The following is a 19,276-nucleotide window of genomic DNA, read 5'->3' as shown; positions in this document are numbered from 1 at the left end:
CGCGGACCCGCCCCTCGTCCGCGATCTCGTACTCGTGGCGGGGCTCGGCGCCTCGGGGTCACGTGGTGGCGGCGACGGGGAGCTAGTCGAGCCCCTCGGCCGGGGCGGCCCGCCCCGGGGACCGCCGGGGGCGGCCGTCGAGCCCGGCGGCCACCCCGTCCCACCCTGTCCTGCGACCACTCACGGCGTACGGGCAGCGCTTCCGGCCGGCCCGCTAGCCGGGGTAGGGGCGGCGCTCGCGGGCCTCGCGCAGGGCCTGCGCCCACCAGGCCAGCTGGCCCAGCATCCGCTCCACGGCCGCCTCCGCGCCGGACATGTCCACGGCGGGCTCGCCGTCGTCGCCGAACATCGACTGCGCGTTGTGCAGGCTGACGGTGTCCCGGATGGTCGCGGTGTGCAGCTCCGAGAAGACCGAGCGCAGCTGCTCGATCGCCCGCAGGCCGCCGGACATCCCGCCGTAGGAGACGAACCCCACGGCCTTGGCGAACCACTCCCGGCGCGCGGAGTCGATCGCGCTCTTGAGCCCGCCGGGGTAGCCGTGGTTGTACTCCGGTGTGACGACCACGAACCCGTCGGCGGCGTCGACGACCTCCGCCGCATGAGGCGCCATCGGGCCGCCGTGGCCGTCCTCGGGGCCGATGCCGTCCACGTCCAGGAAATCGAACCGCAGGCGGGGGTCGGGGTGCTTCGCCGTGCGCTCCACGAACCACCGCGAGACGGCGGGGCCGGTGCGGCCCCTGCTGTTGCCAGCGAGGATGACCGCGATCCGAAGGTTTTCCATGTGGTCCTCGTCGTCTTCGTGCCTGACGGCCCTGGGCACGCGGGGACCGGCGGCCCCACGGGGATTCGGGCGGAACGGCGTCCGTTCTCTTCCGGGTGACGGGACAACGTTAGGACCTGAACCGCGATTCAGGTCAAATCAGGCGCGCTGGAAACGGAACCGGGCCGGGCGCCGAAGACGGCGCCCGGCCCGGCCGGAACACGCGGATCCTAGGAGAGGCCGAGCTCGCGCTCGAAGTCGCCCTCCTCCAGCCGCTCCCTCACGGTCTGGAGGAAGCGTCCGGCGTCGGCGCTGTCGATCAGGCGGTGGTCGTGGGCCAGCGACAGGTAGACCATCGAGCGCACCGCGATCACCTCGCCGCCCATGGCCGGGTCCTCGACCACGACGGGGCGCTTGACGATCGCGCCGGTGCCGAGGATGGCCACCTGCGGCTGGTTGATGATCGGCGTGCCGAACAGGGCGCCGGTGCACCCGGTCTCGGCGATGGTGAACGTGCCGCCGCCCAGCTCGTCCGGGCCGAGCCTGCCGGTGTGGGCACGCTCGCTCAGGTCGGTGATCGTGCGGGCGAGCCCGTCCAGGTTCAGCTTGCCCGCGTCCTTCACGACCGGGGCGAGCAGACCGCGCTCGGTGTCCACCGAGACGGCGAGGTTCTCGACGTCGTGGTAGGTCACCTCCTGCTTGTCACCGTCGATGACCGCGTTGAGCTTGGGGTGGGTCCTGAGGGCCTCGACCGCGGCCAGGCCGAAGAACGCGAAGAAGTCCGGGGCGGCCCCGTCCCGCTTGGCGACCTGCTCGCGCAGGCGGGCGATCTTGGTGACGTCCACCTCGATGACCTGCGTGGCCGTCGCGGAGACGTGCAGCGACTCCACCATGTGGTCCGCGATGGACTGGCGCAGGCGGGTCAGCTTCTCGGTCCGGCCGCGCAGGGAGGTGTCGGCGGCGACCTTGCGGGGAGCCGAGGAGGGCGCCGCGGGGGCGGTGGCGCGCGCGGCGGCGGCCTCCTGCTCCTCCGCCGCCTTGAGCACGTCCTGCTTGCGGATGCGGCCGCCCACGCCCGTGCCGCTCACCCGGCCCAGGTCCACGCGGTGCTCGGACGCGAGCTTGCGCACCAGCGGCGTCACGTACGCCTCGGTGACGGCGTCGGTGCCGGAGGCCCGGCCGGTGCCGCTGAGGGTCTCGATGTCCACGGAGGGGCCGTCGTCCGCCGAGTCCGCGCGCGCGGCGGGGGCCGGCTCGGGCTCCGGCTTCGCTTCGGCCTTCGGCTCCGGGGCGGGCTCGGGCTTCGCTTCGGCCTTCGGCTCCGGCGTGGGCTCGGCCTGAGGGGGCGCGGGCGCCTCGGAGGCGGAGGGCGCCTCGCCCCCGGTGCCGCCGATGACGGCGATCTCGGCGCCGATCTCCACGGTCTCGTCCTCGTCCACCAGGATCTTGGTGAGTACACCGGCGACCGGGGACGGGATCTCGGTGTCCACCTTGTCGGTGGAGACCTCGAGGAGCGGCTCGTCCACCTCGACGGTGTCGCCCACGCTCTTGAGCCACTGGGTGACGGTCCCCTCGGTGACGCTCTCACCCAGGGCGGGCATGGTCACCGACGTGGTGGGTCCGTCGGAGGACGGGGCGGACGCGGCGGGGGACGCGGCCGGCTCGGGCTCGGCGGCGGCCTCGGGCTCCGGGGCGGCCTCCGGCTCGGGCTCGGGCTCCGGCTCCGCCTCGGGCCGGGCGGTCTCGGCGGCGGGCGCGGACCCGGCCTCGTCGGTGCTCTCGCCTTCGCCGCCGATGACGGCGATCTCGGCGCCGATCTCCACGGTCTCGTCCTCGTCCACCAGGATCTTGGTGAGTACACCGGCGACCGGGGACGGGATCTCGGTGTCCACCTTGTCGGTGGAGACCTCAAGGAGCGGCTCGTCTACCTCGACGGTGTCGCCCACGTTCTTGAGCCACTGGGTGACGGTCCCCTCGGTGACGCTCTCACCCAGGGCGGGCATGGAAACGGAAGTCGGCATGGGTTCCTCGTTGGATCTGGGCGCGGTCTCTGCCCAACCCCTTGACTGGGCAGCGCGGATGTGTGCGGGGGCGGGCCGTGTGGGCCCGCCCCCGGGTGGTGCGGTCAGTCGTGGACGTGCAGCGGCTTGCCGGCCAGGGCCAGATGCGCCTCGCCCAGCGCCTCGGACTGGCTCGGGTGCGGGTGGATGAGCTGGGCCACCTCGGAGGGCAGCGCCTCCCAGTTGTAGATGAGCTGACCCTCGGCGATCAGCTCGCCGACGCGGCTGCCGACCATGTGGACGCCCAGCACCGGCCCGTCCTTCTCGGCGATGACCTTGATCGCGCCGGAGGTCTGGAGGATCTGGCTCTTGCCGTTGCCCGCCAGGTTGTAGTTCATCTCCACGATGTCGTGGCCGCGCTCCTTGGCCACCGCGGAGGTGAGGCCCACCGAGGCGACCTCGGGCTCACAGTACGTGACCCGGGGCACACCGTCGTAGTCGATCGCGGGCGGGTTCTGCCCGGCGATGTGCTCGGCGACGAAGATGCCCTCGGCGAAGCCGACGTGGGCGAGCTGGAGGGTGGGGATGAGGTCGCCCACGGCGTAGACGCCGCCGACGCCGGTGTGCAGGTTCTCGTCGACCTGGACGAAGCCGCGCTCCAGGGTGATCCCCTGCTCCTCGTAGCCCAGGCCCTCCGAGACGGGGCCGCGGCCGATGGCGACCAGCAGCACCTCGGCGTCGAGGGTCTTGCCGCCCTTGAGGGTGACCGTCACGCCGGAGTCGGTGGTCTTGACCGACTCGAACGGGGTGCCGAGCTCGTACTTGATCTTGCGCTTGCGGAAGGCGCGCTCCAGCAGCTTGGAGCTCGACTCCTCCTCGACCGGCACCAGGTGCGGCAAGGCCTCGACGATGGTGACGTCGGCGCCGTAGGAACGCCACACGCTGGCGAACTCCACGCCGATCACGCCGCCGCCCAGGACGATGACGGACTCGGGGACCCGGCCCAGGTCGAGGGCCTGGTCGCTGGTCATGACCTTCTCGCCGTCGATCTCCAGGCCCAGGGTCTTGGGCTTGGAGCCGGTGGCCAGGACGATGTTGCGGCCCTTGTACACCGTGTCGCCGACGGTCACCTCGTCCTTGCCGGTGAGCTTGCCCTCGCCCTCGACGACGGTGATCTTGCGGGACTTGACGAGGCCGGTCAGGCCCTTGAAGAGGCCGCCGATCACCTTGTCCTTGTACTTGTGCACGGCCTCGATGTCGATGCCCTCGAAGCTGGCCTTCACGCCGAAGGCCTCGCTCTCCTTGGCGGAGTCGGCGACCTCGGCGGAGTGCAGGAGGGCCTTGGTGGGGATGCAGCCGCGGTGCAGGCACGTGCCGCCGAGCTTGTCCTTCTCGATCAGGACGACGCTCATGTCCAGCTCGGCGGCGCGGAGCGCTGCCGCGTAGCCGCCGCTGCCGCCGCCAAGGACGACGAGGTCGAAGGTGCCGCCGTTCTCACTCACGGGAACGAACTCCTAGTTGTGGTGGCTGGTGTGGGTGGTGGATCCGCGGGTGGCGCCCACAGAGGGGGGAGGGTGTCGGCGACCGCGGTGGCCGCGCGCGGGCGGTGTCCCGGCTCACCGGGACCGGACCCGCACACGGTGACTACTCGGCGTACTCCTCGGCGATGCGGACCAGGGTGCGGGTTCCCGCGCCGGTGCCGCCCTTCGGGGTGTGGCCGTGCGGACCGCCCTGGTTGAAGGACGGGCCCGCGATGTCGAGGTGCGCCCACTTGACGCCCTCGCCGATGAACTCCTGGAGGAAGACGCCCGCCGAGAGCATGCCGCCCCAGCGCTCGCCCGCCACGTTCGCGATGTCGGCGACCGCGGAGTCGAGCCCCGCCCGCAGCTCGGAGGGGAGCGGCATCGGCCAGGAGGCCTCGCCCTCCGCCCCGGCCGCGGCGACGACCGCCTCGCGCACGTCGTCGTCGTTGGCCATGACCGCGAACACCCGGGTGCCGAGCGCGACCAGCTGCGCGCCGGTCAGCGTGGCGATGTCCACGACCAGGTCGGGCTGGTCCTCCTGGGCCCGGACCAGGGCGTCCGCCATGACCAGGCGGCCCTCGGCGTCGGTGTTGAGGACCTCGACGGTCTTGCCGCCGTAGATGCTCAGCACGTCGGAGGGGCGCTGGGCGGTGCCGCTGGGCATGTTCTCCGCCACGGCCAGGTAGCCGACGACGTTGACCTTCAGGCCCAGGGTGGAGATGGCGCGCATGGCGGCGAGCACGGAGGCGGCGCCGGCCATGTCGGACTTCATCCAGTCCATCGAGCCCGCGGGCTTGAGGGAGAGGCCGCCCGAGTCGAAGGTGATGCCCTTGCCGACGAAGGCGACGGTCCTGGTCGCCTCCGGGTGGCTGTGGGCGAGGCGGACCAGGCGGGGCGGGTTGGACGAGCCCTGGCCGACGCCGGTCAGGCCGCCGTAGCCGCCCTCGGACAGGGCCCGCTCGTCCAGGACCTCGATCTGGAGGCCGGCCTGCTGGGCGATCTCCTGGGCGGCGGCGGCCAGGTCCTCGGGGACCAGGTCGGCCGGGGCGGTGTTGACCAGGTCGCGCGTGAAGTTGACGGCCTCGGCCATGACCGCGGCGCGCTCGACGGCCGCGTCCGCGCCCGGCGCGGAGCTGGCCAGGACCAGGGAGCCGGCGGCGCGGCCCTCGGCCTGCTCGCGGGCCTCGTCACCGGTGCGGTACCGGTCGAAGACGTAGGTTCCGAGCTGGGCTCCGAGGGCGACGGCCCCGGCCTCGGCGGCGCTCCCGGCGGGCAGGGCCAGGACCACGCGGCCGGTGCCCCCGGGGCGCGAGGCGAGCGACCGCAGGGCGGCGCCCGCGGCGCGGGACAGGACGTCGGGGTCGACGGGGCCCTCGGCGGGCGCCGGGCCGAGACCGACCGCGACGACGACCGGGGCCCTGACGGCTCCGAGGGAGGCAATGGTGTGCACCTCCTCGGGTGCGCCGCTCGCTCCCAGGAGCGACAGGGTCGGGGCGAGGCCGCCAGAGAAGGCGGCGTCGACGTCATGCGCGCCCGACGCGGGTTCCGGAGCGTCGCCTCCGGAGTGGTAGCCGACGACAACCGCGTCGGCGTCGAGCGAACTGGGGGACTCCGTGTTTACTGCCAACGACGTGCTCACACCCCCGATGCTAGTCGCCTCCCGCGCCGGGCGGGGACGCGGCACCCCGGCTCCCCAGGGGGTCTGACGCCGCGCTCCGCGCGACCGGGGGCGGGGGGTGTTCCCGGGGGCGGCCCCGGCCCGCCCGCGCGGGGAGGGGGCCCCTGGTCGCCCACCGGGGGCGTCGCACGCCCGCTCCCGGGGGCCCGCGCCTGCCCGTGCCGGAGGACCGTGAAACTCCGTGTGAAAAAATGTGACGATGGCGACATCCCGCCACCGGAGGCGACCGCACGGCCGTGAACCCCCTGGTGGGAACCGTGCCCGGCCTCACACCCACGCGGTCGCCGCGGCCGCCGCCACCAGCGCCGCGGTCGAGGCCGTCTCCACCAGGGCGCCCAGGACGTCGCCGGTGATCCCGCCGAGGCGCCGCACCGCCCGGCGCAGCAGCGCCCCGGCGGCGACCAGGCCCGCCGCCGCCGCGAGGGCGTGGGCCGCGGCCAGGGCAGGCGCCTGCGCCGCCCCCGTGAGGCAGAGGGCGGCGACGAACGCCACGGCCGCCGCCGCACGCGGCCCGCGCACCGTCCCCGCCACGAAGGCCCCCAGGCCCTCGGGCCGCGCCGGCGGCACCCGGGGGACGCACGCCAGCGTCGCCGCCAGCCGTCCCGTCGCGCCCGCGACGGCGGCCCCGGACAGGGCGGCCCAGGGCGAGGCCGCCACCAGCTGTCCCAGCGCCAGGGCCTGTGCCGCCGTCGCCACCACGACCGACACCACGCCGAACGGTCCGATGTCGGACCGCCGCATCACCTCCAGCGCCCCCTCCGCCGGCCTGCCGCTCCCCAGCCCGTCCGCCAGGTCGGCCAGCCCGTCCAGGTGCAGCCCCCGCGTCGCGAGCGCGCCCAGGCCCACGGCGAGCACCGCCGCCAGGGAGGGGGCCAGGCCGGCCCAGGCGCCGGCCGCCGCGACCGCGCCGGAGAGGAGGCCCAGGGCCGCGCCGACCACGGGCGCCCACGCCATCGCCCAGCCGGCGGTCGCCCGGTCCACCCGCCCCGCCTGCACGGGGAAGGCGGTGAACGTGCCCAGGGCCATCCGGGCCCCCGCGAGCACGTCGGCCGCGGCCGGGCCCGCGGAGGGGGGACCGCCCTCCGTCGGCCCGCCCGTCAAGGCAGTTCCAGGACGCGGCCGGCCGTCACGAGGACCACGTCCTCGGACTCTGCTCCCACCCACTGGTTCAGCCGGCCGAGGTGGTCGCGGAAGAGCCGCCCGGAACGGGTCGCGGGCACCACCCCCGACCCCGCCTCGTTGGTGACGGCCACGACGTAGGCCCGGGTCCCGCGCCAGGCCTCCAGCAGGTCCCGGACCGCCGCCTCCACCCGCTCCTCGGCGTCGGGGGGCGGCGCCTCGTCCCACAGCCCCGCCCCGTCCATCACCCGGGTCAGCCAGGTGCCGAGGCAGTCGACCAGGACCGCTCCCCCCGCCCGCCGGAGCAGCGGGGCCAGGTCGGCGGTCTGCTCGGTCCGCCACCACCAGGGGCGGCGGCGCACGTGCCTGTCCACCCGGTCGGCCCACTCGGGGTCCTCGGACGGGTCCGGCTCCGGCCCGGTCGCCGCGTACAGCACCCTCGGCTCCGCGAGCAGGCGCAGCTCCGCCTCCGTCGACTTCCCCGAGCGGGCGCCGCCGGTGACCAGGGTCCGGTGCGGCCCCTGCGGGCGCGGCTCCGGCCACACGGACGGCGGGCACGACATGACCTGGCCGTCTCCGGGGGCCAGGGCGCCCCACAGCCGCGCGCGCCGGGCGAACTCCTGCGGCGAGGGGATCCGGTGGTCGCCGCCCACGGCCACGACGGCGGTGGTCACCCCGATCACCCCCGAGCGCCGGAGCTCGCCGATGACCTCCGGGCGCCGCGCGGCGTCCACGACGACCATGTCCACCTGCTGTTCGGGCCGTGCCGAGGAGTAGCCGGAGAGCCCCTCCGCCCGTGCCTCCACCGGGGGGCCGCCGGGCAGCGGGCCCGGGCCCGACCGGGCGTAGAGCAGCCTGCCGCCGTCGGCGGCCTCGACCAGGCAGCCGTCCGGCGTCGCGGACACGGTGTATCCCGGGGGCACGGGGCCGACCGCGCCCGCCTCGCGGACGCGGAAGCGGTCGTCGACGGTCACCCGCACGGGCAGGCGGCGTTCGGCCAGGGCCTTGTTGCAGGAGGAGCAGGTGCACTGCGGTGCGGGCCAGCCCGCGGGACCCGCCGTCCCCTGAAATCGGATACGCACCGGAAAAGTAAACAGCATGCCGGACCGCGCCTTGGTTAAGCTCGGCACAGGATCACGGTGACCACCACCGCGGCCTGCGTGACGAAGGGCGGTCGAACATGGCGTGGACCTGGCGGTACTTCGAGGCCGACGGCGCCGACCCTCTGGCGGAGGACCTGCCGTCCGAGTCGTTCACCTCGCGTGGCGACGCGGAGAGCTGGCTGGGGGAGAACTGGCAGGAGCTCGCCGAGGGGGGCGTCGGCCGCGTCGCCCTCCTGGAGGACGACCGGGAGGTCTACGCGATGGCCCTGGAGCCCGTCGAGTAGGGCCCGGCGCCTGCCGCCCCCCGCGGGCGCGACGGGCGGAGCCCCGGAGCGCGGGCCCGGGACGTGGTCGTGCGGCGTACCCGTCCACAGCCCGGGCCCGTGACCGGACGACAGCCCGGTCACGGGCCCGGGGCCGGACGCCGGGCTAGATGCCGTGGACGTCCTCGGGGCTCTTCGTCAGCGCGGGGTCGCGCTGGATGCTGTCGCCGAGGACCTCGTCGATCCGCTCCAGCAGGTCCGCGTCGAGCCGGACCCCCGCGGCCTTCACGTTGCCCTCGACCTGCTCGGGGCGTGAGGCGCCGATGATCGCCGACGACACGTTCGGGTTCTGGAGGACCCAGGCCAGGGACAGCTGCGCCAGGGTCAGGCCCGCCTCGGCCGCCAACGGCTCCAGCCGCTGGACCCGCTCCAGCAGGACCTGGTCGCCGACCTTGTCGGCGATGGCCTGCTTGATCTTGGGATCGGTCGCGCGCGAGCCCTCCGGCAGGTCCTGGCCCGGCTTGTACTTGCCGCTCAGGACGCCTCCCGCCAGGGGCGACCACACGATCTGGCCGATGCCCTCGCGCTCGCAGACCGGGACGACCTCGGACTCCACGACCCGCCACACCATGTTGTACTGCGGCTGGCTGGAGACGATCCGGTCGAAGCCCATCTCGTCGGCGATCCTCAGCGCCTGCTCGATCTCGTCCGCGCGCCACTCCGAGACGCCGATGTAGAGGACCTTGCCCTGGCGGACCAGGTCCTCGAACGCCCGCATCGTCTCCTCCAGGGGGGTGGAGTAGTCGAACCGGTGCGCCTGGTACAGGTCCAGGTAGTCGGTCCCGAGGCGGCGCAGGGAGTCCTCGGCGCCGCGGAGGACGTGCTTGCGGGAGAGGCCGCGGTCGTTCCTGCCGTCGCCCATGGGCCAGTAGACCTTGGAGAAGATCTCGAGGCCGTCCCGGCGCTCGCCCTTCAGCGCCCGGCCGAGCACCTCCTCGGCCTTGCCCCTGGCGTACACGTCCGCGGTGTCGAACGTGGTGATGCCCGCGTCCAGGGCCGCGCGGACACAGGCCGCGGCCGTGTCCTCCTCCACCTGGGAGCCGTGGGTGAGCCAGTTCCCGTAGGCGATCTCGCTGACCATGAGACCGCTGTTGCCTAGATGCCGAAAGTCCATGGGCAGCACTCTAGTGGGGGATCGTGCCGATTTGTCAGGAATGTAACGGCATGACTGGGACCGCTCCCGAGCCGGGGAGGAGTGAAGGGCCGGTGCGGACACCGGCCCTACTCACGTGGCGCGGGGGCGGGGAGGCGCGGGGAGTCAGCGCGCGCCGCGGGGCGTCGGGTCCTCGCCGACCTTGATCCGCGGCTTGGGCAGGCGCAGGCGGCGGAACTGCAGCTGGCGCATGGCCGCGTACATCCCGATGCCCCGGATGGCGGTGTCGTCGGGGAAGTACTCCAGGGCGCGCTTCTTGACGGCGCGGCCCACCAGGACGCCCTCGGCGATGATCGTCACCATCATCAGCGGCCAGGCCACGTAGGCCACGCCGACCTGGAAGAGCGGGTTGTTGATGAACAGCAGGGCGATGATGACGATCGAGAACGGCAGGAAGAACTCGCTGGCGCTGCGTCGCGAGTCGATGTAGTCGCGGGCGAACGCGCGGGCCTCGCCCAGGTCCTGCTGGCGGTAGTAGCGGGCCTCGTCCTTGGGCACGCCCTTGAGGCCGCCGGAACTCCGGACGGTCTGGCCGCGTTGACGGTCGAGACGGTCCCGGTAGGCGCGGTAGGCCTCCTTACGGCTCTCGGGGGCCTTCACCGGCTTGCGGGGGATCGTCTCGGATTCCCTGCGCTTTGGGGTGGGGACACCCTTCTTGGGGGTGTATCCCTTAGGTTGGGTGGCCTCAGTGGCCTCGGGGCTGGCGGATTCGGAAGAGTGCGAATCCGTGGCTGCGGAAGCGGAGCGACGTCGGAACACACCCACAGGGTAGCCGGTCATAGCTTTATGGCGACCGCGGGCCAGACCGCGTAGGGTTGGGCAAAGCGCCCGCTGGGAACAGCCGATGTACGCACCGAGAAGGGGACGGCCACGCCGATGAGCGTGTTTCAGCGACTTTCGATGATCTTCAAATCCAAGGCCAACAAGGCCTTGGACTCGGTCGAGGACCCCAGGGAAACCCTCGACTACTCGTACCAGAAACAGCTCGAACTCCTGCAGAAGGTCCGTCGTGGGGTGGCGGACGTCGCGACCTCCCGCAAGCGGGTCGAGCTCCAGATCCAGCAGCTGGAGCAGCAGTCCGGCAAGCTGGAGAACCAGGGCCGGGCGGCCCTGACCCAGGGCCGCGAGGACCTCGCCCGCGAGGCCCTCACCCGCCGCTCCGGCCTGGCCACGCAGATCGAGGGCCTGCGCGAGCAGCACGCCAACCTCCAGGGCGAGGAGCAGAAGCTCACGCTGGCGGCCCAGCGCCTCCAGGCCAAGGTGGACGCCTTCCGCACGCGCAAGGAGACCATCAAGGCGACGTACACCGCCGCCCAGGCCCAGACGCAGATCAGCGAGGCCTTCTCCGGCATCTCCGAGGAGATGGGCGACGTCGGCATGGCGGTCCAGCGTGCCGAGGACAAGACCGCCGAGATGCAGGCCCGCGCCGGCGCCGTCGACGAACTGCTCGCCTCCGGCGCGCTCGACGACGTCACCGGCACCGCCAAGGACGACATCCAGAGCGAGCTCGACCGGATGGCCAGCACCACCGGCGTCGAGGCCGAGCTGGAGCGCATGAAGATGGAGCTCGGCGGCGGCAGCTCCACCCCTCAGATCGAGGGCGGGAACGGCGCCGGCAGCACCGGGAACCGGGAGGGCTCGTGATCGTCCGCATCATGGGTGAGGGCCAGGTCGACCTGACCGAGGCCGACCTGCAACTGCTCAACTCCTTCGACTCCGCGCTGGAGTCGGCGATCGAGTCGGGTGACGAGGAGACGTTCCGCCAGGCCCTGCACGACCTTCTCGCGAAGGTCCGGGAGGACGGCAGGCCGCTGCCCCCCGACGCCCTGGAGCCGTCCGAGTTCATCCTTCCGCACGCCGACGCCAGCATGGAAGAGGTGCGGCAGATGCTCCAGGACGACGGGCTCATCCCCGGCTAGGACCGGTCCTCTCCGTCCGCGCACACCGCATCCGTCCAGGTGTGCGCCGGACAGGGGCAGCGGGATCCGACAGGCCCGGCCACGGCCGGTCGGAACCGCGCTCGGTGCCTGCGCGCGCGTGTTTTCGCCGAGGCCGCCGTGACACCGTCACGGCGGCCTCGGCGTGTGCGGGGGCCGGTGTGCGACGGAACACCCCGAGCTCGACCGCCCCGGTGGAACCCGGCGCCCCCGCGTCCCCGTTGACCGGAGAGGGGGACGCACCGTGGGGGACACGCTGTACACCGCTTTGACCCCTTTCTCACCTGTGCGAACTACACTCCGAGACAGTCGGGGAGAGGAGTGCGGCATGGCTGGTTCCAAGTTCAGGCCGGACCGCGGGCTCACCACCCGGATGGTGACGACCATGGGCCTCCTGGCCCTGGTGTACGCGGCCTTCGTGGTCGGACTGGTCCTGGTGGGGCTCAACGTGTGGCTCGTGGTCCTCCTCGTCGCCGGGTTCGCGCTCTTCAGCTACTTCGCCTCCGACAAGATCGCCATGTTCTCCATGGGTGCCAAGGAGGTCACGCCCCAGCAGGCGCCCGAGCTGCACGCCGTGGTCGACCGGCTGTGCGCCATGGCCGACATGGCCAAGCCCAGGGTCGGGGTCGCCGACACCGACGTCCCCAACGCCTTCGCCACCGGCCACAACGAGAAGAGCGCGGTCATCTGCGTGACGACCGGCCTCATGCGCCGCCTGGAGGGCCCCGAGCTGGAGGCGGTCGTCGCCCACGAGCTGTCCCACATCGCCCACCGCGACGTCATGGTCATGACCGTCGCCGGGTTCCTCGGCATCGTCGCGGGCTTCCTCACCCAGGCGGGCCTGCGCTTCGCCATGTTCGCCGGGGCGAGCCGCGGCAACAACAACAACGGGCCGGCGCCCGCGGTGGTCGCCCTCCTGGTCGTCCTGGTCAGCGCCGTCGCCTGGGCGCTCAGCTTCCTGCTCACACGGGCGCTGTCCCGGTACCGGGAGCTCTCGGCCGACCGGGCCGCCGCCTACCTGACCGGGCGCCCCTCCGTGCTGGGGAGCGCCCTCACCAAGATCACCGGCGACATGGCGCGGATCCCGAGCCGCGACCTGCGCCAGGTGGAGCCGTTCAACGCGTTCTTCTTCGCCCCCGCGCTCTCCCGCAAGGGGTTCAGCTTCAGCCGGCTGGTCGCGACCCACCCCCCGGTCGACCAGCGCCTGTCCCAGCTCTCCGAGATCTCCCGGCAGCTCGGACAGGGCCGCTGAGCGGGGTCGCGGCGGGCGCCACCCGACCGACGAGGGAGCACACGATGAGTTTCTGGCGGGCCCTGCTGGGCCGCTCCAAGCCGACCGCACCCGACCTCGACGCCCTCTTCGGCCTGCCCTCGGCTGCCGTCACCCTGCGGGCCGCGGCCGGGTTCCGGCCCACCGGCGCGGGGTCCGTCGCCTTCCGCGCCACCGAGGGCGCGGCCTTCGCCGACCTGGAACGCGACATCACCGCGCTGCTCGACGCCGGCGACGGGCCGCCGGTCGACCAGGTCACCGACGACTACGGCTACACGTGGCTGGTCGTCCGCTCGCACGACCCGGCGGGAGCGGAGGGGGAGGTCACCGACCCCGACATCACCGGCCTGGTCACCGACCTGCACGCCGTCAACTCCACCCTGGAGGCCAACGGGTACGGACCCTCGCTCCTGTGCTCCCTCGTCGGGTTCACGGACGGGACGCGCTCCCTGGGCCTCGTGTACCTGTACAAGCGCGGGACCTTCTACCCCTTCGCGCCCACCGGCGACGGCCGGCACAGGGACAACGCCCTCGAACTCCAGCTCGAGGCCGCCGTCGGCGACGACCTGCCCCTGGAGCGGGACCGCTCGCGCTGGTTCCCGGTCTACGGCGCGCCGGGACTGTGACCCGGGACGCCGTCTCCCGGCGGCACGGACCGCGCCGGGAGATGGCGTCCCGGGGCCGGACAAATTACCCTGGGAGGACGAGCACACCCGTGCTTCGCCGGAACCTCCCCCACGCCAGGGGGCACTGGGGAACGGTGGCAGGGAGAACACAGCGGCGGCACGGCGGAATGCCGGACCGGCCCCGGGCGTTGGGACCCGTTGAAGAGGACAGGACCCGCCGCGGCGGGCCGGTCCCCCAAGCGACCAGGGGTCGCCAGGCAGCCGCAACCCCTTTTCAGAGGAGCTTTACAACATGACGGTTCAGAGCGAGGTCACCGAGGGGATCAACCTCACCGACGAGGCGTCCGGCAAGGTCAGGGCGCTTCTGGAGCAGGAGGGCCGGGACGACCTCCGTCTCCGTGTGGCCGTCCAGCCCGGTGGTTGCTCGGGGCTGCGTTACCAGCTCTACTTCGACGAGCGCGACCTGGACGGGGACGTGGTCACCGACTTCGGCGGCGTCGAGGTCGTCACCGACCGGATGAGCTCCCCCTACCTCGTCGGCGCCACGATCGACTTCGTGGACACCATCGAGAAGCAGGGGTTCACGATCGACAACCCCAACGCCACGGGTTCCTGCGCCTGCGGCGACTCCTTCAACTAGGGGGTACGCCCCCGCCGCCGGCCGCGGCGGGCGGCGGGGCACCGGGGGAGGGCGGACATCCGCCCTCCCCCTCGTCGTTTCCGCAGCCCCGCGCGGGGAATCCCGATGACGGAACCCCGTCCGGGAGCGGCACTCGGTACCCTGGGTCGGTCCGAAACGGGCACGTCCTCGGCCTGCCCGCACCCGTCCGGTCGCCCCGACCGGACGCCTCCCACCCAAGGAGCCTTCGTCCCGTGCGTATCGCGGTTGCCGGATCCATCGCCACCGACCACCTCATGTCCTTCGAGGGCCGGTTCGCGGAACAGATCATCCCCGACCAGATCCAGCAGTTGTCACTCTCCTTCCTGATCGACGAGCTGGACGTCCGTCGCGGAGGCGTCGCGGCCAACATCTGCTTCGGCATGGGCGGCTTCGGCCTCGCCCCCGTCCTCGTCGGCGCGGCGGGGGCCGACTTCGAGGACTACCGCGCCTGGCTGGACCGCCACGGGGTGGACACGTCCGCCGTGTACATCTCCGAGCTGCGGCACACCGCCCGCTTCATCTGCACCACGGACCGCGACCAGAACCAGATCGCCTCGTTCTACGCGGGCGCCATGGCCGAGGCGCGCAACATCGAGCTCCAGGCGGTCGCGGAGCGGGTCGGCGGGCTCGACCTCGTCCTCATCGGCGCCGACGACCCGCTCGCCATGGTCCGCCACAGCGAGGAGTGCCGCACGCGCGGCATCCCCTTCGCGGCGGACCCCTCCCAGCAGCTGGCCCGGATGGAGGGCCCCGAGGTCCGCACCCTCATCGAGGGGGCGACCTTCCTGTTCGGCAACGAGTACGAGAAGGCCCTCGCGGAGCAGAAGACCGGCTGGTCCGACGCGGACGTCCTGAGCCGGGTCGGCACCCGCGTCACCACCCTCGGGGCCAAGGGCGCCCGCATCGACCGGGAGGGCGAGCCGGCCCTGCACGTCCCCGCGGCCTCGGTCGACAACCTCGTCGACCCCACCGGCATGGGGGACGCCTTCCGCGCGGGCTTCCTGGCCGCCCACTCCTGGGGTCTGTCCCTGGAGCGGGCCGCCCAGGTCGGCAACGCCACCGCCGTGCACTGCCTGGAGGCGGACGGTCCGCAGGAGTACACCATGACCGGCGCCTCCCTGCTGGAGCGCGTGGAGAAGTCGTACGGCGCCGCGGCCGCCGCCGAGGTCCGGCCGTTCGTCTGACCGGGGGGTCCCGGGCGCCGTCCCCCGCCCGCGCGGGTCGGGGCGGTGCCCGGGAACCCGTAGAGTAGATAGTCGCGACCCGCACGACCCGATCCGATCCCGGACCGGGCCGCGCCCCGAACGGTCGGCCGTGCGCCCCAGGGCGCCCCGGCCGCCCGCACGGGGAGCCCCGTGCCCGCCGGTGCGCTGAAACGCGTACCGGTTACCTAGCCCAAGCCGTCCGCGCAGGGTCGCCGCGACGGTGGGGAACCCACCCCGGACCCCCGTGCCACGGCACGCGGTCGGGGCTCGGGCGCCGTGAGCGCCTCCCAGATCTAGGCAAGCCTTACCTGGGATTCCCTGATTCACCCTGAAAGGACATTGCATGCGCTACACCGGACCGAAGGTGCGGTTGTCCCGGCGCGCCGGCACCCCGCTGACCCGTAAGGCGGTCAGCTACTTCGAGAAGCGTCCGTACCCGCCCGGTGAGCACGGTCGCCGTGTCCGCCGCAACAGCAGCGACTTCGCCGTCCGTCAGGCGGAGAAGCAGAAGGTGCGCTGGTACTACGACCTGACCGAGAAGCAGCTGGTCAGGATCTACGAGAACGCGAAGAAGCGCTCCGGCCGCACCGGTGAGGAGATGCTCGCCGAGCTGGAGATGCGTCTGGCCACGGTCGTGCTGCGCGCCGGTCTGGCCGCGTCGATCTACGCCGCCCGCCAGTTCATCAACCACGGCCACGTCACCGTGGACGGCAAGAAGGTCGACATCCCGTCGTACCAGGTCAAGCCGGGCCAGATCATCGAGGTTCGGGAGAAGTCCCGCAACATGGTGCCGTTCGTCGAGGCCGCCGAGGGCGTCCACGCGGACGACAAGATCGCCGGCTTCCTCGCGGTGAGCCACAAGGACCTGCGCATCGCGGTCATCGACCGCCCCAAGCGCGAGCAGATCCCGGTGCCCTTCGACGAGCAGCTCGTCGTCGAGTTCTACGCCCGCTAGTCGCGAACCCCGCGCCCTGCGCGCGTCCCCAGGGACGCACCGGGGACCGGAGAGGCCGCGCGGACCCCGTCCGCGCGGCCTCGTCGTGTGCGGGCGCCCTCCCGCGCCGCTCCCGGGAAACGCCGGGCGGCGAATCGTTATCGCAACGGGATGGCGGGACGTGCGCCGGAGCCGGTTCAGTACATCCGGCGGATGTGAAACGCGCTACCCCGACCCAGGGGCTCCTCCGCGAGGAACTCGTGCATCTTCATGCGGCACCACGCGGGGATGTCGGCCCGCGCGGCCGGGTCGTCCGCGGTGACCGCGATGACCGACCCGATGGGCACTTCTCCCAGTCTGGCGGCCAGCATGATGATCGGGACGGGGCACTTGCGGCCCACCGCCTCGACCGTGACCAGCGGGGCCTGCGGCGGATACCCGGGCACGGAACACCCCCTGCGCGTCGTCGTCCTGTCCCCACCATCTTGACCCGCCCGGCCCCGTAAGGCGAACCCGGTTAAGGGCGTCGTAAACCCAGCGATACGCTCGCCTTGGTCTTTCCTCGCGAAGCTTCCGGAACCGCCGCCCACGAGCGGCGGGGTCGCCCGCGGGGAGGAGGGCCCGGGGGGACGCCGGGCCGCGCTCCGTAGCCAGCCGGGAGGGTATCCTCCGCGGGCGAACGGGCCCGGCTCCACGTACCGCCGCGCGTTCCGCGCAGGGGCGTCTGGCAACACGCTGACCAGGTAAGCCCATGAACGGCACGCCGGGCGGTTCGCGATAATGTTTCCCCTTGACAAGCTTTGGACACTTAGGCCGCCCGTGGAGGATCCACGGGCTTCACCGCTGGGAAGGCAATCCGTGAGTCCGACCCGCCAAGAAAATCGGCGCCCCAATCCGCGCCGATGGGCACCACGCGGCGCCGCGCTCGCCGTGCTGGGGCTGGCCGCGACCGGCTGCGCGTCGAACGATCTCACTCGTTTGGGCATGCCGGAGCCGATCACCGACCAAGCCGAGCGTGTTCTCTCGCTCTGGCAGGGCTCCTGGGTGGCGGCTTTCGCGGTCGGCATTCTCGTGTGGGGGCTGATCATCTGGTCAGTCATCTTCCACCGCAAGCGCTCTGAGCAGTTGCCGCCGCAGGTGCGGTACAACATGCCCATCGAAGCGCTCTACACCGTCCTGCCGATCGTCGTCATCTCCGTGCTCTTCTTCTTCACCGCGCGGGACCAGGCGATCATCCTGGACACCGACGAGCCGGCCGACGTGAACATCGAGGTCGTGGCCTTCCAATGGGCCTGGCAGTTCAACTACCTCGACGACACCAAGGAGAACGGCGGCGAGGTGCTCTTCTCCGAGACGGGCATCCCCAACCCGGACGGCACCGCCGACCCCTCGACGCAGACCACCCTGGTGCTTCCCGAGGGCGCGACCGTCCACTTCGACCTCCACTCGCCCGACGTCATCCACTCGTTCTGGATCCCCGAGTTCGGCTTCAAGATGGACGTCGTCCCCGGACGGGACAACGCGTTCCAGGCGAGCCTCACCGAGGACAGCGCGGGCCAGTACATCGGCCGCTGCGCGGAGCTGTGCGGGGTCGACCACACCCGCATGCTCTTCAACGTCGAGGTCCTTCCCCAGGACGAGTACGACGCCTGGGCCGCCGAGCAGGAGCAGGCGGCCGTGACCGCCGAGAACGAGGCCGCCGAGGCCGTGGATTCCGAAGCGGACTCCGCCGACGGCTCGGGCGCCGAGGGATCGGATGCCGAGGGCACCGGTGCGGGCGCGGACGACGCCGAGGAGAACGAGTAATGACCACGACGGCAACACCGGCCCGCACCGACGGCAAGGCGCCGTCGAGCGCGGGCTCGATCATCGTCAACTGGCTGACGTCGACCGACCACAAGGTCATCGGGTACATGTACCTGATCACCTCGTTCGCGTTCTTCCTCTTCGGCGGTGTCCTGGCGCTCCTCATGCGCGCCGAGCTGTTCTCACCGGGCATGCAGGTCATGTCCAACGAGCAGTTCAACCAGCTGTTCACGATGCACGGCACGATCATGCTGCTGATGTTCGCGACCCCGCTCTTCGTCGGGTTCTCCAACATCCTCATGCCGCTGCAGATCGGCGCCCCGGACGTGGCCTTCCCCCGGATCAACCTGTTCGGGTACTACCTGTACCTGTTCGGCAGCCTCATCGCCGTGGGCGGGTTCCTCACCCCGGGCGGCGCGGCCAGCTTCGGCTGGTTCGCGTACACGCCGCTGTCCGACGCGGTCCGCTCGCCGGGCCTGGGCGGCGACCTGTGGATCCTGGGCCTGGCCGTCTCCGGTCTGGGCACCATCCTCGGCGCGGTCAACTTCATCACCACCGGCCTGTGCATGCGCGCGCCCGGCATGACGATGTTCCGCATGCCGATCTTCACCTGGAACACGCTGCTCACCAGCGTCCTGGTGCTCATCGCGTTCCCGGTCCTGACCGCCGCCCTGATCGCCCTGGGCGCCGACCGCATGATCGGCACACACGTCTTCAACGCCGAGCACGGCGGCGCCATCCTGTGGCAGCACCTGTTCTGGTTCTTCGGGCATCCCGAGGTGTACATCATCGCCCTGCCGTTCTTCGGCATCGCGACGGAGATCCTGCCGGTGTTCAGCCGCAAGCCGATCTTCGGCTACAAGAGCCTGGTGGCCGCCACCATCGCCATCGCGGGCCTGTCCGTCACCGTGTGGGCGCACCACATGTTCCCCACGGGCGCGGTCCTGCTGCCGTTCTTCTCCTTCATGACGTTCCTCATCGCGGTCCCGACCGGCGTGAAGTTCTTCAACTGGATCGGCACGATGTGGCGGGGGCAGCTGTCCTTCGAGACGCCGATGCTGTTCACGATCGGCTTCCTGGTCACCTTCCTCTTCGGCGGCCTGACCGGCGTGCTCCTGGCCTCCCCGCCGATCGACTTCCACGTCACCGACTCCTACTTCGTGGTGGCCCACTTCCAC

At 72.2% G+C, this 19,276-nt stretch carries 19 protein-coding genes; 10 read left to right on the top strand and 9 right to left on the bottom strand.

Going from position 1 to position 19,276, the window contains the following annotated elements; genetic code table 11:
• Positions 1-214: 214 nt before the first annotated feature.
• The 6 genes from ACFQBR_RS11055 to ACFQBR_RS11030 all read right to left on the bottom strand — a co-directional run bounded on the left by ACFQBR_RS11055 (position 215) and on the right by ACFQBR_RS11030 (position 8,054).
• Entirely contained in the window at positions 215-781 is a 567-nt protein-coding gene (locus ACFQBR_RS11055) for an NADPH-dependent FMN reductase (RefSeq protein ID WP_267948855.1), read from the bottom strand.
• A 209-nt stretch (positions 782-990) separates the two neighbouring features.
• On the bottom strand, positions 991-2,781 hold the full coding sequence (gene sucB, locus ACFQBR_RS11050) for a 2-oxoglutarate dehydrogenase, E2 component, dihydrolipoamide succinyltransferase (RefSeq protein WP_378553108.1): 1,791 nt from the start codon (positions 2,779-2,781) through the stop codon (positions 991-993).
• A 104-nt stretch (positions 2,782-2,885) separates the two neighbouring features.
• Entirely contained in the window at positions 2,886-4,262 is a 1,377-nt protein-coding gene (lpdA, locus tag ACFQBR_RS11045; protein ID WP_267948857.1) for a dihydrolipoyl dehydrogenase, read from the bottom strand.
• 142 nt (positions 4,263-4,404) lie between these two features.
• Positions 4,405-5,922, bottom strand: coding sequence for a leucyl aminopeptidase (locus ACFQBR_RS11040; RefSeq protein WP_344184196.1), 1,518 nt, complete (start codon positions 5,920-5,922; stop codon positions 4,405-4,407).
• 306 nt (positions 5,923-6,228) lie between these two features.
• Positions 6,229-6,987 (bottom strand): adenosylcobinamide-GDP ribazoletransferase, encoded by a 759-nt coding sequence (locus ACFQBR_RS11035; RefSeq protein WP_378553322.1) that lies wholly within the window; start codon positions 6,985-6,987, stop codon positions 6,229-6,231.
• A gap of 71 nt (positions 6,988-7,058) precedes the next feature.
• Positions 7,059-8,054 carry a bifunctional adenosylcobinamide kinase/adenosylcobinamide-phosphate guanylyltransferase gene (locus tag ACFQBR_RS11030; RefSeq protein WP_344185230.1) on the bottom strand — a complete coding sequence of 332 codons (996 nt, stop codon included), beginning with the start codon at positions 8,052-8,054 and terminating at the stop codon, positions 7,059-7,061.
• Between the two features lie 206 nt (positions 8,055-8,260).
• On the opposite strand from ACFQBR_RS11030, the gene ACFQBR_RS11025 reads away from it, so the two are divergent.
• Entirely contained in the window at positions 8,261-8,467 is a 207-nt protein-coding gene (locus ACFQBR_RS11025; protein WP_267948859.1) for a hypothetical protein, read from the top strand.
• 145 nt (positions 8,468-8,612) lie between these two features.
• Here the strand turns inward: ACFQBR_RS11025 and ACFQBR_RS11020 are convergent, their stop codons facing one another.
• Both ACFQBR_RS11020 and ACFQBR_RS11015 read right to left on the bottom strand, forming a co-directional pair.
• Positions 8,613-9,620: an aldo/keto reductase family protein gene (locus tag ACFQBR_RS11020; protein WP_344185228.1), complete on the bottom strand. Its 1,008-nt coding sequence runs from the start codon at positions 9,618-9,620 to the stop codon at positions 8,613-8,615.
• A gap of 144 nt (positions 9,621-9,764) precedes the next feature.
• Positions 9,765-10,439: a DUF3043 domain-containing protein gene (locus ACFQBR_RS11015; protein WP_267948861.1), complete on the bottom strand. Its 675-nt coding sequence runs from the start codon at positions 10,437-10,439 to the stop codon at positions 9,765-9,767.
• Between the two features lie 96 nt (positions 10,440-10,535).
• Between ACFQBR_RS11015 and ACFQBR_RS11010 the strand changes: the two genes are divergently transcribed.
• The 7 genes from ACFQBR_RS11010 to rpsD all read left to right on the top strand — a co-directional run bounded on the left by ACFQBR_RS11010 (position 10,536) and on the right by rpsD (position 16,313).
• Positions 10,536-11,303: a PspA/IM30 family protein gene (locus tag ACFQBR_RS11010; RefSeq protein ID WP_267948862.1), complete on the top strand. Its 768-nt coding sequence runs from the start codon at positions 10,536-10,538 to the stop codon at positions 11,301-11,303.
• Positions 11,300-11,578: a PspA-associated protein PspAA gene (gene pspAA, locus ACFQBR_RS11005; RefSeq protein WP_267948863.1), complete on the top strand. Its 279-nt coding sequence runs from the start codon at positions 11,300-11,302 to the stop codon at positions 11,576-11,578. Before ACFQBR_RS11010 ends, pspAA begins: the two co-directional genes overlap by 4 nt.
• A 346-nt stretch (positions 11,579-11,924) precedes the next feature.
• The gene (gene htpX, locus ACFQBR_RS11000) at positions 11,925-12,848 is read left to right on the top strand and encodes a zinc metalloprotease HtpX (protein WP_267948864.1); all 924 of its coding nucleotides are present in this window, start codon (positions 11,925-11,927) and stop codon (positions 12,846-12,848) included.
• A gap of 44 nt (positions 12,849-12,892) precedes the next feature.
• Positions 12,893-13,492, top strand: coding sequence for a PspA-associated protein PspAB (pspAB, locus tag ACFQBR_RS10995; protein ID WP_330161713.1), 600 nt, complete (start codon positions 12,893-12,895; stop codon positions 13,490-13,492).
• Positions 13,493-13,784: 292 nt separating this feature from the next.
• On the top strand, positions 13,785-14,132 hold the full coding sequence (locus tag ACFQBR_RS10990) for a HesB/IscA family protein (RefSeq protein ID WP_267948866.1): 348 nt from the start codon (positions 13,785-13,787) through the stop codon (positions 14,130-14,132).
• Positions 14,133-14,365: 233 nt separating this feature from the next.
• On the top strand, positions 14,366-15,337 hold the full coding sequence (locus ACFQBR_RS10985) for a carbohydrate kinase family protein (RefSeq protein ID WP_267948867.1): 972 nt from the start codon (positions 14,366-14,368) through the stop codon (positions 15,335-15,337).
• Between the two features lie 364 nt (positions 15,338-15,701).
• Positions 15,702-16,313 (top strand): 30S ribosomal protein S4, encoded by a 612-nt coding sequence (gene rpsD / locus ACFQBR_RS10980; RefSeq protein ID WP_267948868.1) that lies wholly within the window; start codon positions 15,702-15,704, stop codon positions 16,311-16,313.
• A gap of 176 nt (positions 16,314-16,489) precedes the next feature.
• Here the strand turns inward: rpsD and ACFQBR_RS10975 are convergent, their stop codons facing one another.
• A complete protein-coding gene (locus ACFQBR_RS10975; RefSeq protein ID WP_267948869.1) occupies positions 16,490-16,738 on the bottom strand; it encodes a sulfurtransferase TusA family protein in 249 nt (82 codons plus the stop codon).
• Positions 16,739-17,111: 373 nt separating this feature from the next.
• Here ACFQBR_RS10975 and ctaC point away from each other — a divergent pair, with 373 nt between their 5' ends.
• Both ctaC and ACFQBR_RS10965 read left to right on the top strand, forming a co-directional pair.
• On the top strand, positions 17,112-18,098 hold the full coding sequence (gene ctaC, locus ACFQBR_RS10970) for an aa3-type cytochrome oxidase subunit II (RefSeq protein ID WP_459558896.1): 987 nt from the start codon (positions 17,112-17,114) through the stop codon (positions 18,096-18,098).
• On the top strand, positions 18,098-19,276 hold a 1,179-nt coding region (locus ACFQBR_RS10965), incomplete at its 3' end, for a cbb3-type cytochrome c oxidase subunit I (protein WP_378553097.1). The genes ctaC and ACFQBR_RS10965, both read left to right, overlap by 1 nt.

Source organism: Nocardiopsis tropica (assembly GCF_042660575.1).
GTDB lineage: Bacteria > Actinomycetota > Actinomycetes > Streptosporangiales > Streptosporangiaceae > Nocardiopsis > Nocardiopsis tropica.
This window is presented reverse-complemented; position numbering and strand designations above follow the sequence as displayed.